This is a genomic window from Streptomyces sp. YIM 121038, assembly GCF_006088715.1.
Classification (GTDB): Bacteria; Actinomycetota; Actinomycetes; order Streptomycetales; family Streptomycetaceae; genus Streptomyces.
This window is the reverse complement of record NZ_CP030771.1, coordinates 8,162,380-8,176,354: the sequence shown is the minus strand read 5'-3', so window position 1 is coordinate 8,176,354 and position 13,975 is coordinate 8,162,380. Positions and strand designations below refer to the sequence as shown.

Sequence of the window (13,975 nt, the reverse complement as noted above, 5' to 3'; positions counted from 1 at the left end):
GGCCCCAGGTCTCCTTCAGGGACCTGGGGCCCGTGCGCGTCCGTCCCGTGGCCGGCTCAGATGCGGACGCCGCGCGCCCGCAGATACGCCAGCGGGTCGACGTCCGAACCGAAACCGGGGCCCGTGCGGATCTCGAAGTGCAGATGCGGGCCCGAACTGTTGCCGGTCGAACCGGAGCGGCCGATGCGCTGGCCCGGCACGACCCGCTGCCCGGCCTTCACCGAGAGCGCCGACATGTGCCCGTACTGCGAGTACTTGCCGTCGGTGTGGCGGATGACGACCTGGTAGCCGTAGGAGCCGCCCCAGCCGGACTCCACGACCGTGCCCGCGGCGACGGCCTGCACCGAAGTGCCCGTGGGCACGGGGAAGTCGACGCCCGTGTGGTAGCCCTTCGACCAGGAGCTGCCGGACGCGCGGTAGGGCGTGCCGATCGACGCGGCGACGGGCACCGTGGCCCCCGACTGCGCCGAGGTCGCCGGTTTGGCCTTCGGCCGCGGCGCCGGTGCCGTGTCCCGCTTCGGCGCGGGCCTGGCCTGCTTCCGCTCCTGCTGTTTGGGGGGCTTGGGCTGCGGGTGCGCGCGCTGCTTCTCGGGGGCGCGCGCGGGCCGCTCCTTGCCCTCCGGCGGCTTCCTGCGCTCGGGCGGGCGCGCGGGCCGCTTCTCCTTGCCGTCCGCGCCGCGCAGCGAGAGCCGCTGGCCCGGCGTGATGAGGTCCGGATCGTCGCCGATGGTGCGGCGGTTGTTCTGGTACAGCTGCGGCCAGCCGCCCCGGACGTGGCGCTCGCCCGCGATGCCGGAGAGGGTGTCGCCGTGCACGACCGTGTACATCCGGGCGGTGCCCGCCGCGGACTGCGGGGTCACCTCGGGCTTGACGTCCTCGACGGTGCGCCGGGGCGGCTTCGGCGCCGTGCGCCCGCCGTCGGTCTTGGCGTCGTTCGCCGTGCTCGTGCGCTTCTCGGGCGCCGTGGCGGGCTTGACGTCCGGGGTGTCGCCGCCCCGCGTCAGGCCCGCCCGCACCGAGCACACGGGCCAGGCGCCGGGGCCCTGCCCGTCGAGGACCTTCTCGGCCACGGCGATCTGCTGGTCCCTGGTGGCGAGGTCGGCGCGCGGCGCGTAGGCCGTGCCGCCGTAGGCCTCCCAGGTGGACTGGGTGAACTGCAGGCCGCCGTAGAAGCCGTTGCCCGTGTTGATGCTCCAGTTGTTCGTGGACTCGCAGGCGGCGACCTTGTTCCAGGTGTCGACGTCCGCCGCGTGGCCCGTGCCGGCGGTCACCAGGGGCAGGGCGATGCCCGCGCCGCTCGCCGTGACGGTGAGCGAGGCACGGTTGATCCGGCTCGGCTGGTACCGGCGGTGCCGGCCTCGTAAGGCCATGGAAGCCCCCTCAGACACGCGTTGTACGCAAGGTCACACGTCAGCCACAGGACAGGGCGCAAGCTAGCCGGTCCGCCGTCGGTGTGACAAGAGTGCGGCGCCGAGAGGGCGTTGAACTGGTCAGTTCCCCATATGCCCCGGAAGCCACCGGAGTTGCACATCGTGGAAGAAGACGCCCCCGCCCTCGTGGTCGTTGAAGCGGTAGACCTCCATCGACCGCTCGCTGCCCGTGTAGGCGTTGAAGGCGGCGAAGACCGTCGACGGCGGGCACGTCTCGTCCTCCAGGGCGGCCGAGAACAGCGCGGGCGCCCGGCCGCGCGCCGCGAAGTGCACGCCGTCGAAGTACGCGAGCGTGCGGAACACCTGGTCCTCGCTCCCCCGGCGCGCCCGCAGATAGAGGCCGATCTCCCGGTACGGCGGCCGGGCGGTGAGCGTCGCCGCGCGCGGGAAGTCGCACAGGAACGGCACGTTCGGGGAGATCGCCGCGAGGTCCGGGACGAGCCCGCCGACGGCGAGCGTGATGCCGCCGCCCTGGCTGTCGCCGACCGCGGCCACGCGCGCGGCGTCCACCAGCGGATGCGCGCGCACCGCCTCGACGGCGCGTACGGCATCGGTGAAGACCCGGCGGTAGTAGTACGCGTGCGGGTCCTCGACCCCGCGCGTCAGGAAGCCCGGATACGCCGGGGCACTCCCCACGGGGTCGGGGGTGTCGCCCACCGAACCGCCGCTGCCCTGGCCGCGCGTGTCCATGATGAAGTGCGCGAACCCGGCCGCCGACCACAGCAGCCGCTCGTGCGGCAGACCGCGCCCGCCGCCGTACCCGATGTACTCGACCACGGCGGGCAGCGGCTCGCGCGCCCCGGCCGGCAGGAGCAGCCAGCCCTTCACGGGGTGTCCGCCGAAGCCCGCGAAGGTCACGTCGAAGACGTCGACCGAGGCGAGCGGCGTGTCCACGGGCTCGAACCGGGCGTCCAGGTCGTGTTCCCGGGCGCTCGCGAGGGTCTTCTCCCAGAAGGCGTCGAAGTCCTCGGGTTCCGGCAGGTCCGGGCGGTACTGACGCAGTTGGTCGAGCGGCAGGTCGAAATGCGGCACGGGCGGCTCCTCCTTCGGGCACGGTGTCCAAGGTCACGGTACGCCGCGGAGTGATACTGACGGGCGGACGCGTTACCTACGACACATGCGTCACCCATGGCGTGTCCGGCAGGTCAGACGGTGTGCCGGGCGGTCGCGGTACGTCGGATTTCCAGGAACCCAGGAGCTAGCACATGAGCAGTTCAGCGCAGATCGGCGTCACGGGTCTCGCGGTGATGGGGCGCAACCTCGCCCGGAACTTCGCCCGCAACGGCTTCACGGTCGCCGTGCACAACCGCACCGCGGCCAAGGCCCGCGCGCTCGTCGACGAGTTCGGCGACGAGGGGGAGTTCGTCTACACGGAGACCGCGAAGGACTTCGTCGCGGCGCTCGAACGCCCCCGCCGTCTCGTCGTCATGGTGAAGGCGGGCGAGCCGACGGACGCCGTCATCAAGGAGTTCGCGCCGCTGCTCGAACCGGGCGACATGATCGTGGACGGCGGCAACGCGCACTTCGCGGACACCCGCCGCCGCGAGCGCGAACTGCGCGAGTTCGGCATCCACTTCGTCGGCACCGGCGTCTCCGGCGGCGAGGAGGGCGCGCTCAACGGCCCGAGCATCATGCCCGGCGGCTCCGCGGAGTCGTACACGGCGCTCGGCCCGATGCTGGAGAAGATCTCCGCGAAGGCCGCCGACGGCAGCCCCTGCACGGCGCACATCGGCCCGGACGGCGCGGGCCACTTCGTGAAGATGGTGCACAACGGCATCGAGTACGCGGACATGCAGCTGATCGCCGAGGCGTACCAGCTGCTCCGCGAGGTCGCGGGCTACTCCCCCGCCGAGATCGCCGACATCTTCCGCACCTGGAACCAGGGGCGGCTCGACTCCTATCTGATCGAGATCACCGCCGAGGTCCTGGCGCACGTGGACGCCGCGACGGGCAAGCCGTTCGTGGACGTCGTGGCGGACCAGGCCGAGCAGAAGGGCACCGGCCGCTGGACCGTGCAGATCGCGCTCGACCTGGGCGTACCGGTGTCGGGCATCGCGGAGGCGGTGTTCGCCCGCTCCGTGTCGGGGCACACGGACCTGCGCGCCGCCTCGCGCGGCCTCGCGGGCCCGGCCGCCGCACCGCTGTCCGAGGAGGAGGCGGCGGCCTTCGCCGACCGCGTCGAGCAGGCGCTGTACGCCTCGAAGATCGTGTCGTACACGCAGGGCTTCCACGAGATCGCGGCGGGCAGCGCGGAGTACGGCTGGGACATCGACCTGGGCGCGGTCGCCTCGATCTGGCGCGGCGGCTGCATCATCCGGGCGGCGTTCCTCGACCGCATCCGCGCCGCGTACGACGCGCGCGCCGACCTGCCGAGCCTCCTCGCCGACGAGGGCTTCGCGCGCGAGATCGGCGCGGCGCAGGACGACTGGCGCGCCGTGCTGGTCGCCGCGACCACGCAGGGCGTGCCCGCGCCGGGCTTCGCCGCCGCCCTCGCCTACTACGACGCGCTGCGCGCGGAGCGGCTGCCCGCCGCGCTCACGCAGGGCCAGCGGGACTACTTCGGCGCGCACACCTACCGCCGGACGGACCGCGAGGGCTCGTTCCACACGCTGTGGGGCGGCGACCGCTCGGAGGTCGAGGCGTAGCGCCTACCGGCGCGTCCGGCTCATCGGCCCGGGCGTCGGGTCCGGCTCCGGCACGGGGTCCGGGCCCGGCGGCTTCGGCACCGGGGACGGCGGGGGCTGCGGCACGGGCACCGGGCCTGGGGCGGGCCCCGGGTCGGGCGGGGGCGCGGGCACCGGGTCCGGCCGCGGGCCGGGCGTGGGCCCCGGCGGAACGGGGTCGGGGAACGGGCTGGTCATGGTTCCTCCCGTACGTCTCGTGCGAGCGCGGGGCGGCCGGCCCCCGCGGTGCGAAGGCGCGTCGGCCGGTTCCACTCTCTCCCGCCTCGCGTGCCCCCGCGCGCCGAGTCCACGCGTCCCGGCGGCGGACGCGTTCCCATCGGACGGGCCCATCCGACGGGCCTGTCGGACAGGACCTACGAGTCCGCCCGCCCGCACAGCACGGCGGCCGCACGCAGCCCGCGGCGCGGGCTCGCGAGGACCGGCACCCGCACGGCACAGCGCGCGGCGGCGTCCGCCATCGACGCCTGGGCGAGCACGACGACGTCCGCGCCGTCGGCGGCCGCCCGCTCGACAGCGGCGGCGATCAGGCTCACGTACCCGTCCTGGTCACCCGCCGCGAAGCGCTCCCACGCGCCGTCCACCACGACGGTGCGTACGTCGACGGGGCGCGCGGCCCGCTCGGCCTCCTCCGCCAGGAGGGCGACGGTGGGCGCCAGCGTGCTGGCGACCGTGGCGAGGACCGTGACCGCCGGGCCCGCCGTGACGGCGGCGGCCGCCATGGGCCGGTCGACGCGCAGCACGGGCACGCCGAGCGCGGCGGCGCGGGCCTCGGCGACGCCGCCGATCGTGGAGCAGGTGCACAGCACGGCGCCCGCGCCGTCGGCGACGGCCCGCTCCAGGACCGCTCCGAGCTGGTCCGCGACGGCCTCGGGGCCCTCCTGGCGGGCGCGGTCGAGCAGCCCCTCGTGCACGAGGTGGCGCAGCGCGAGGCCGGGGTGGTCCTCGTCCCGCAGCGCGTCGAAGACCGGCACGTGGACGGGCGAGGTGTGCAGCAGCGCGAGGGTCACCATGTCGACGGGTCCTCCTGGACCTTGGCGAGCGCGGCCTCGACGAGCGCGGCGGCGGGCGCCGGGGCCTGATGGCGCTCCGCCCACTTGGCGACGTACGGGCACAGCGGCACGACCGCGCGGCCCTCGCGGGCCGCGAGCGCGTACAGCTCCGTGGCCAGGGCGCCCGCGATGCCGCGGCCCTCGTGGGCGGGCGGCACCTCGGTGTGCACGGGCACGAGTGCGGGCTCGGGCGCGGCCAGGGTGAAGTAGACGATCTGTCCGACCGTGCGCCCATCCTCCTCGGCGAGCAGGACGCCGCGCGCCCGGTCGTCCCGGATCCCGAACGGCCGCCCGGCCGCCTCGGTGTCACTCATCGCCGCTGCTCCTCGCCGCGCCCGGCCGGGCGCCGTAGGCCGTTCCGCCGTCGCGGGTGCCGCCGCTAGGCGCGCGCCACCGCCTGCGGCGAGCGCGCCATGTCGGCGGCGCCCGGCACCGGTGCGGCGGCGTCGTCACCGAGGGCCACGACGCGGTTGCCCTCGTCGACGTGCACGACCCGCGGCCGCAGCGCACGGGCCTCGGCGTCGTCGACCTGGGCGTAGCTGATGATGATCACCTTATCGCCGGGGTGCACGAGGTGCGCGGCCGCGCCGTTGATCCCGATGACACCGCTGCCGCGCTCGCCCTCGATGGTGTACGTCTCCAGGCGGGCGCCATTGGTGACGTCGACGATGTGCACGAGCTCCCCGGGCAGCAGGTCGGCCGCCTCCAGGAGGTCGGCGTCGATGGTGACGGAGCCGACGTAGTGCAGGTCGGCCTGGGTCACGGTGGCGCGGTGGATCTTGGACTTGAACAGGGTGCGAAGCATCGTGGTACTCCTGGGGTGTCGGCTCCCTGCCTGCTTGTGCGGGTCAAGGGCTGTGTCGGCACCTTACCGCCAGTGGTTCACGGACGGTCGCTCCGGTGTCCGGCCGGGCCCCGGTGGGCACCGCGGCACTGGCGGATGAGCTCCGGCGTCAGCGGTCCGCCGTCCGGCGAGGTCACGACGGCCCGGAGCTCGGGTGACTCCGCGGCGGTGCGCAGGGGTTCGGGGAAGTGGTCGCCGGCCCACAGGGGCCAGGCGATGCCCTCCACCGCCTCCGGGCAGGCGGCCAGATGGTCCGCGACGTCGGGCCAGCGGACACAGATCAGGCTCCACAGGGCGAGGGCGTCCGGATCCACGTGGACGCCCTCCAGGAAGCGGATGGGGCGCAGGACGCTGTAGGTGTTGAGGAACCTCTTCACCGCGCGCGGGTTGTCGCCGAGCACGGGCACGAACTTCCGCAGGGTGTGCTCGGCCCTGCGGCGCTCGCTGACGCGCTGCATCGCCGCGTACACCGCTTGCGCCCGCCCTTCCTCGAAGCGCCGCAGACGCTCCATCACGTCGCCGTCGACACGCGGTCGGGCCGGTGCCCGCGAGGGAGGGACTTCCTCCTCCGGGCGCGCGTCCACGACCCTGAGCATCTCGTCCAAGTACGCCGTCCGGGTCGGGGCGGAGAGGGCCGGTATCGGCAGGGAGAGCTGGAAGAGCTTGTCCAGGAAGAGATGGCCGAGGGGTCTGCCGGGCTCGGCGACGCAGTCGGCGAAGGAGGCGTGAGCGACTTCGTAGCTGCGGCGGAGCCAGGTGCCGTCCGCCGCGACGACCACATGGGCCGCGCGCTCCGTCCGGCCGCCGCGCGGGCTCCCCATGGCGCGCACCAGGGTCTGGATCATGTCCAGGAACTCGACGACGTAGGCCTGGTCGCAGCGGTCGAGGTCGTCGACGAAGAGCACGACGGGCTTCTTGGCACGCCTGAGCAGCCACTGGAAGTGGGCGGCGACGTCCGCCATCGGATTGGCCTGGGTCTGCTCGAAGAGCCTGGCCCCGCGCACCGAGTCCCACAGCAGGAGGCGGGCGGCCAGCAAGGCCCCCGCTCCCAGGGTCCCCAGCGCGGCGAGGAGCGCGGTGGCCGCCTTGACCTGCTTCTCCCAGCCGAGCAGGCCGGACTTCTCCGGCCAGATGAGGTACCCGAGTACGCCCGCGGTCAGGGCGACGAGGGCGAAGGCCACGGCATAGGGCGCACCGGTCCTGCGGGCCCGCGCGACGGACTCCCGAAGCCGTACGAAGGGACGCAGCCACCAAGGCCGCGCACGCACCACCCGTTGGCGCAGACACGTGAGCAGGGACCACCAGGCAGGTGCGAGCCGCGACTGCTGCCAGGCGTCGAAGCGCGCCACGAGGAAGTGGTCGTCGACCTGGGCCCCCAGGAGGTTCAGCAGACTGCTCTTGCCGCTGCCCCACGGGCCGTCGAGATGCACGAGGAAGGAGGTGTCGGGCTGCGTCAGCTGGGTCTCGACCAGGCGCAGCGCGAGCACCTTCGCCGTGGGCACGCGCCGCAGCAGGTCCACCGTGGCGGGCGCGTCGGGGGCCCATTCCACGTCCTCGACGTCGTCGGCCTCCGCACCGCCGGGAGCCGTGCCGCTCTCGCCCGTCGTCGGCGCGGGGACGCCCGACCCGGCCGTCGGGTCGTACGCGGGGTTGGGGGCCAGGCCCAGGAGCGCGCCGATGCCGTTCTCGTCCCGCGTCTGCGGTTCCGGATATCCCGCGGCAGTCATGGTGCGCCGCAGTTCGGCCGCGATGGTCTGGAGGGTCAACAGCTCCTCCGCACCGGGAACGCCCTGCTTGAGCAGCCTGATCAGTTCTCCGGTGAACGCGGTGTACGGCTCGTCGGGCCGGGCGATGGACAGGGCGGTGGCCGTGGACGACACCAGGGTGAAGGTCCCCGAGACCTCGCTCAGTGGGGCGAAACCGGAAGAGGGGGCTCCCATGTAGGTGGTGATGGCGCGGCCGCTGAAGCAGCAGTCGAGGATCAGGACCCTGGTGCGCGCCGGGCTGCGCCGCAGAACGTCGCGCAGGCGCTCGAACGGCAGGGAGGTGATGGCCGGTTCGCGCGTCACGGTGTCGCGCAGCCCGAGGTACAGCTCTCCGTCGTCGCCGACGAGTCCGTGGCCGGCGTAGTACACGAGCAGCACGTCGGTGGCCCGCTCCGACAGCTCCCGCAGCTCGGGGACCACCTCGGACGCGTACCGGGGGTCGCTGATGACAGCGACCCCTTCCGGACGGAACCCTCCGGATTCCCCGAGGACTTCTCCCAGGTCCACCAGGTTGTTGTCGATCGCCGGGAGGGGGGTGAGCTCCGCGTAGGAGCCGCAGCCGATCAGAACGGCCTGCGAGCCTCCCGGATCAGGCAGACGCGCCATTCGCTCCCCCAAGGTCGGTGTGCGGCGACCCACGACGCACCGTGGGGGCCTGACCGTGACAGGCCTGGTGCCGCGCCGCACGTCGGCCGGGCCGCCACGGTCGCTGAAGGTACCAAATCCCCTGGCCCCTAAGGGTGTTGGAAGAATCAACCTCACCTGCCACACTGGCCCCAGGGGGGAGCCCGGTCGGGGAGGGGCCATGTCCGTCGGTATGTCAGAGGCGGTTGACCCGGGGTGGGCGGAGTTCGGGCGGCAGCTGCGGTTCCACCGTCGGCGGGCCGGACTCACGCAGTTGCAGCTCGGCCGGAGGGTGGGCTACCACCACAGCTTCATCAGCAGGCTGGAGAGCGGGCTGCGGGAGCCGCCCTTCGACCTGGTGAGCAGGCTCGACGCGGTGCTGGAGACCGGTGGGCAGCTCGCCACGGCCATCGCGTCGCCGCGCCAGTCGCTGTGCGTGCCGGGCCGGTTCCTGACGGCGCCCACGCTGTTCTCGCCGATCCCGGGGGCGGACACCCCCGGCACCGAGGTCCCCCTGGCCGCGCAGCAGTGGCCCGCGCGGCTGCCCGCCGAGGGCCTGGCCTGTCCGCTGCACGGGACGGCGGGCTGCGCGACGCCCGACCGCAGCTCGGTGACGGACCTCCTGAACGGGCTGACCAAGCCGTACGACCGCGCCAGTGAAGTGGTCGGCGCGGAGGTGGAGCTGCTGCACGGCCTCACCGCCGTGCTCGCCTGTCTGATCCGCGAGGCGTTCGCACAGGTCACCGACGCGTGCGTGACCACGGTGGAGCGGCTGCTCCGCGGCGTGGCCCGCTGGGCCGAAGCGGTCAACTCCACGGGCCGCCTTCCGTACGGCCAGCTGCGGCTCGCCGCACAGTACGCCCAGGTCTCCGGGCGCCTGCGGATGGAGCGGGGGCAGAGCGGTGTCGCCATGGCCTGGTTCGGGCACGGTCTGCGCTGGGCGGACGCGGCCCAGGACGCCGAGGCCCGGGCGACCCTCCTCAGCGACATGTGCACCCTCGTCCGGCTGGACGGGGATGCCGCCTCGATGCTCGTGTACGCCGAGGCCATCGGCGCGGTGGACGCCAAGCGGCGCTGGATGGCGACCCTGGCAGATCTGTACCAGGCGCGGGCGTACGCGCTGAGCCACGACGCCGACGCGTGCCGGCGGCACGTCTCGATGGCCCGGCGCAGATTCGCCCGCCTCGACGACCGGGACCGTCTGGAGGCGCCCTGGCTCTCGGGCGCCGAAGGGGTGCTGCGCCTGGAGTCGGCGATCGGCGGCGCGCTGCGCGACCTCGCGGTGATGACGGACGACCGGGCGGTGGCCCGGCGCGCGATCGAGGCCACCGCCCGGTCGTACGCGCTGCTTCCGCCCATGATGCACACCACGCGCCTGCTGCTCACCCTGCGCCTCGCGGACAGCTGGGCGTGTGCCGGTGACCCCCTCGCGGCGGTCGCCCTGGCCCAGCCCGTCCTGAAAGAGGCGGTGTGCGCGCGCGAGTTGATGATCACCGCCGAGTTGCGCGGACTGCACAGCCGGCTGGCCGGGCGCTGGGGCGACCTGCCGGAGGTCCGGGAGTACCGCGAGCGGCTGTGGAGCGTGTCGGAGTGAGGGGGCGGCGGGCCCGGCGCGCTTGCCAGTTCTTGACAGGGCGTGCCGGGCGCCCGAAATCCATTGACCGCGGCCCGGGCCGGTGTGAGGGTTCCGCCAGCCATGGGGGTGTCATGTCAGTGTCAGTTCAAAAGCGGAGCAGCGGGCAGGACCGCGAGAACCGGCGCTGACATGCCCCCCTGGCCCAGCGGAGCCTCAACACCTCTCACAAGGAGCCGTGATGCTCAGAAGATCCGCAGCGGCCGGGATAACCCTGGCCATGGCACTCGCGGGGGTGGTGGCACCGGCGTCCTTCGCCTCGGCCGCGCCGCCCGCGGGCAAGCCCGACCCGCGCGCGAAGGCCGTCGCCGCCGCCGACCAGGCGACCCGGAGCGGCCTCGACTCGCTGGCGAAGGGGCCCGAGGAGCAGTACGACCGGCACCAGGTCGTCCCCTGGGGCAAGGGCCTGTACTCCGTCGCGTACGAGCGCACCTACCGCGGCCTGCCGGTGGTCGGCGGTGACGCGGTGGTCCTCGCCGACGGCAAGGGCAAGGTCCGGTCCGTGCACTCCGCCACCGACGCGAGGATCTCGGTCACTACCAAGGCCAAGGTGAAGGCCGCGCAGGCGGTCAGGACCAGCCGCGCCAAGCTGGCGTCGGTCAAGAAGGTCGACTCCAAGCGCCTGGTGGTCCGGGTCAGGAAGGACACGCCCGCGCTCGCCTGGGAGACCGTGCTGACCGGCAAGACCAAGGCGGGCGACCCCAGCCGGCTGCACGTCTTCGTCAACGCGCTCACCGGCAAGGTCGTCGACACCTACGACGACGTGCACGCGGGCACCGGCCGCAGCAAGTGGAACGGCCCCAGCCCGCTGGCCATCGACACCTCCCGCTCCGGCAACAACTACGTGCTGCGCGACACCACCCGTCCCGGCCTGCAGTGTTCGGACTACAGCGGCGGGCTGTTCACCAAGGCCACCGACGACTGGGGCACCGGCAACCCCACCAGCCGGGAGACCGGGTGCGTCGACGTCATGTTCGCCGCGCAGAAGCAGTGGAACATGTTCAAGGAGTGGTTCGGCCGCAACGGCCACGACGGCAACGGCCGCAGCTGGCCGGTGCGCGTGGGCCTCAACGAGCTCAACGCCTACTGGGACGGCTCCTCCGTCACCATCGGCCACAACAGCGCCAACGAGTGGATCGCCGGCATGGACGTCGTCGCCCACGAGTTCGGCCACGGCCTGGACTCCAACACCCCGGGCGGGGCGAACCACGAGAGCGGCCTCGGCGAGGCCACCGGCGACATCATGGGCGCCCTGACCGAGGCGTACGTCAACGAGCCCGCCCCCTACGACACCCCCGACTACACCGTCGGGGAAATGGTCAACCTCCAGGGCCGCGGGCCGATCCGGAACATGTACGACCCGAGCCGGATCAACAACGACCCCAACTGTTACTCCGCGTCGATCCCCAACACCGAGGAGCACAAGGCCGCCGGGCCGCTGAACCACTGGTTCTACCTGCTCGCCGAGGGCTCGAACCCCGGCGGCGGCAAGCCCACCAGCCCCACCTGCAACAGCAAGCAGGTCACCGGCGTGGGCTTCAAGAACGCGGGCAAGATCTTCTACAACGCCATGCTGCTCAAGACCAGCGGCATGACGTACAAGCGCTACCGCACCGCCACGCTGACCTCGGCGAAGGCCCTGGACTCCAGCTGCGACCTGTTCAACGCCACCAAGGCCGCCTGGGACGCCATCAGCATCCCGACCCAGACCGGTGACCCGACCTGCGAGGGCCAGCAGAACGACTTCTCCCTCGGCCTCAACCCGGCCTCGGGGAAGGTCGAGGCGGGCGCCTCGACCACCGCCACGGTCAACACCTCGACCGTCACCGGCAGCGCCCAGCAGATCTCGCTGACCGCCACCGGCGCGCCGACGGGCGTGAGCGTCTCCTTCGACCCGGGCACCGTCACCTCGGGGTCCAACTCCACCCTGAAGATCGCCACCACGTCGTCCGCCGCGGCCGGCACCTACCCGATCACCGTCACGGGCACCGCGGGCGCCAAGACGCACACCGCCCAGTACACGCTCACCGTGGGCGGCGGCGGCAACCCGACGCCTCCGCCGGACATCGACGTCGCCAAGGTGCAGGCGCATCTGACGCAGCTCAACACCATCGCCTCGCAGAACGGCGGCAACCGCCGCTCCACCGGCGCCGGTTACCGCGCCTCCCTCGCCTACGTCAAGGGCAAGCTGGAGGCCGCCGGGTACCAGGTCACCGAGCAGACCTGCGCCTCCGGCTGCTCCGCGGGCGCGGGCAACAACCTGATCGCCGAGTGGCCGCAGGGCAACGCGGACAACGTCTACATGTTCGGCGCGCACCTCGACGGCGTGGCCGCCGGGCCCGGGATCAACGACAACGGCTCCGGCTCCGCCGCGATCCTGGAGGCGGCCCTCGCCCTGGCGCAGAACAACCCCGCCATGAAGAACCGCGTCCGCTTCGCCTGGTGGACCGACGAGGAGCAGGGCCTGAACGGCTCCGACTACTACGCCAGGTCCCTCAACGGCACCGAGCGCGCCAAGATCAAGGCGTACTACAACTTCGACATGGTCGGCTCGGTCAACGCCGGGTACTTCATCAACAACCTGAACTCGGCGGCCTCGGCCCCGATGAAGGAGTACTGGACCTCCCTCAACCTCGCCCCGCAGGAGAACGTCGAGGGCCAGGGCCGGTCGGACGACTCCTCCTTCCAGCAGGTCGGCATCGCCACCTCCGGCTACGCCACCGGCGCCTCGGCCACGAAGTCCGCAGCCGAGGCCGCGAAGTGGGGCGGCACCGCGGGCCGCGCCTACGACCCCTGCTACCACTCCAGCTGTGACACCACCGCCAACATCGCCGCGACCGCCCTCGACCGCAGCTCGGACGGTGTGGCGTACACGATCTGGAAGACCTCCGTGGGCGACAAGCCCGCCCCCACGGACGACTTCTCCATCTCCGCCAACCCCGGCGCGGGCACGGTCGAGCCGGGTTCCTCCGCGAAGGTCACCGTCGCCACGGCCACGACCAGCGGAAACGCACAGCAGGTGAAGCTCTCGGCCTCGGGCGCCCCGGCAGGGGTGAGTGTCACCTTCAGCCCGGAGTCGGTCACCTCGGGTGAGTCCGCCACCGCCACCGTCGAGGTCGCGACGGGCACGGTCGCCGGCACGTACAACCTGACCTTCACGGGCGCCGGGCAGGTCAGTCACACCACCACGTACACCCTCACCGTGCCCGGAGGCGGCGAGACCAGCTGGCAGCTGGGAGCGACCTACGCGGCCGGGGACATCGTCACCTACGAAGGTGTCCGCTACCGCTGCATCCAGGGTCACACCGCCTACCCGGGCTGGGAGCCGCCGAACGTTCCCGCCCTGTGGGAGGCCATCTGATCCATCAGCCGTGACCGGCGGCCCCGGCACGGGGCTCCGGTGACGTGACGAGGGCGGTGGGGTGCGCACCCCACCGCCCTCGGCGTGCTAGGAGGCGACCCAGCCGTGGTCCCGCGCCAGTTCGAGGACACAGGCCCGCACGCGCTTGATCTGGTCGCCGGTCAGCGAGCCGACGGAGTCGAGCAGCGCCTCGGTCAGCTCCTGGGTGAACTCGTCGGCCGGGGAGAGCTCCCCGTCGCCGGGCGCGGCGGCGGTCCGGGCCGCGAGGCCGCCGCGCGGGAGCTGGTGGGAGGTGGACTGGTGGACCAGGCGGATGTTAGACGCCTTGGGCCCCTTGTCCCCCCTCTCCATGAAGAACTCGACCACGCTGCCCTCCTGGTAGAGGTACTTCTCGCCCACGAGGTCGTTCGCGTGCATGAAGACGTCCTCGTCACCCGTGTCGGGAGCGATGAACCCATAGCCGCGGACCTCGTCGAACCGCAGGACCTTCCCCACCGTCAGCACACCCATGCCACCACACCTCGCCACAACCGCACGGGAGGCACCCACCCCTGTGCGGGCCTCACCGATGACCGAATCTTTAC

The 13,975-nt window shown here is 72.8% G+C and carries 10 protein-coding genes; 3 read left to right on the top strand and 7 right to left on the bottom strand.

All coding sequences use genetic code 11. The annotated features are described in order from the left end of the window. Positions 1-56: 56 nt before the first annotated feature. Together C9F11_RS34455 and C9F11_RS34450 are read right to left on the bottom strand one after the other, a co-directional pair. Entirely contained in the window at positions 57-1,370 is a 1,314-nt protein-coding gene (locus C9F11_RS34455; RefSeq protein ID WP_138963115.1) for a transglycosylase family protein, read from the bottom strand. A 120-nt stretch (positions 1,371-1,490) separates the two neighbouring features. Beyond that, positions 1,491-2,462, bottom strand: a complete 972-nt coding sequence (locus C9F11_RS34450) for an acetylxylan esterase (protein ID WP_138963113.1) — start codon at positions 2,460-2,462, stop codon at positions 1,491-1,493. A gap of 173 nt (positions 2,463-2,635) precedes the next feature. Between C9F11_RS34450 and gndA the strand changes: the two genes are divergently transcribed. Continuing rightward, on the top strand, positions 2,636-4,075 hold the full coding sequence (gndA, locus tag C9F11_RS34445; RefSeq protein WP_138963111.1) for an NADP-dependent phosphogluconate dehydrogenase: 1,440 nt from the start codon (positions 2,636-2,638) through the stop codon (positions 4,073-4,075). 392 nt (positions 4,076-4,467) lie between these two features. On the opposite strand, the gene C9F11_RS34435 is transcribed toward gndA, so the two are convergent. The 4 genes from C9F11_RS34435 to C9F11_RS34420 all read right to left on the bottom strand — a co-directional run bounded on the left by C9F11_RS34435 (position 4,468) and on the right by C9F11_RS34420 (position 8,379). Beyond that, on the bottom strand, positions 4,468-5,124 hold the full coding sequence (locus tag C9F11_RS34435) for an aspartate/glutamate racemase family protein (RefSeq protein ID WP_249401995.1): 657 nt from the start codon (positions 5,122-5,124) through the stop codon (positions 4,468-4,470). Next, complete coding sequence (locus C9F11_RS34430) at positions 5,118-5,477, bottom strand: GNAT family N-acetyltransferase (RefSeq protein WP_138963107.1); 360 nt, start codon at positions 5,475-5,477, stop codon at positions 5,118-5,120. The genes C9F11_RS34435 and C9F11_RS34430 overlap by 7 nt, the downstream gene beginning before the upstream one ends. Positions 5,478-5,542: 65 nt before the next feature. Next, complete coding sequence (gene panD / locus C9F11_RS34425) at positions 5,543-5,968, bottom strand: aspartate 1-decarboxylase (protein WP_138963105.1); 426 nt, start codon at positions 5,966-5,968, stop codon at positions 5,543-5,545. A gap of 77 nt (positions 5,969-6,045) precedes the next feature. Then, the gene (locus tag C9F11_RS34420; RefSeq protein ID WP_171075920.1) at positions 6,046-8,379 is read right to left on the bottom strand and encodes a P-loop NTPase fold protein; all 2,334 of its coding nucleotides are present in this window, start codon (positions 8,377-8,379) and stop codon (positions 6,046-6,048) included. A gap of 211 nt (positions 8,380-8,590) precedes the next feature. On the opposite strand from C9F11_RS34420, the gene C9F11_RS34415 reads away from it, so the two are divergent. Continuing rightward, positions 8,591-9,991 (top strand): helix-turn-helix transcriptional regulator, encoded by a 1,401-nt coding sequence (locus C9F11_RS34415; RefSeq protein ID WP_249401993.1) that lies wholly within the window; start codon positions 8,591-8,593, stop codon positions 9,989-9,991. A 220-nt stretch (positions 9,992-10,211) separates the two neighbouring features. Beyond that, positions 10,212-13,391, top strand: coding sequence for a M20/M25/M40 family metallo-hydrolase (locus tag C9F11_RS34410; RefSeq protein WP_138963099.1), 3,180 nt, complete (start codon positions 10,212-10,214; stop codon positions 13,389-13,391). A gap of 87 nt (positions 13,392-13,478) precedes the next feature. Here the strand turns inward: C9F11_RS34410 and C9F11_RS34405 are convergent, their stop codons facing one another. Next, a complete protein-coding gene (locus C9F11_RS34405; protein WP_171076154.1) occupies positions 13,479-13,895 on the bottom strand; it encodes a cold shock domain-containing protein in 417 nt (138 codons plus the stop codon). Between the last annotated feature and the right edge of the window lie 80 nt (positions 13,896-13,975).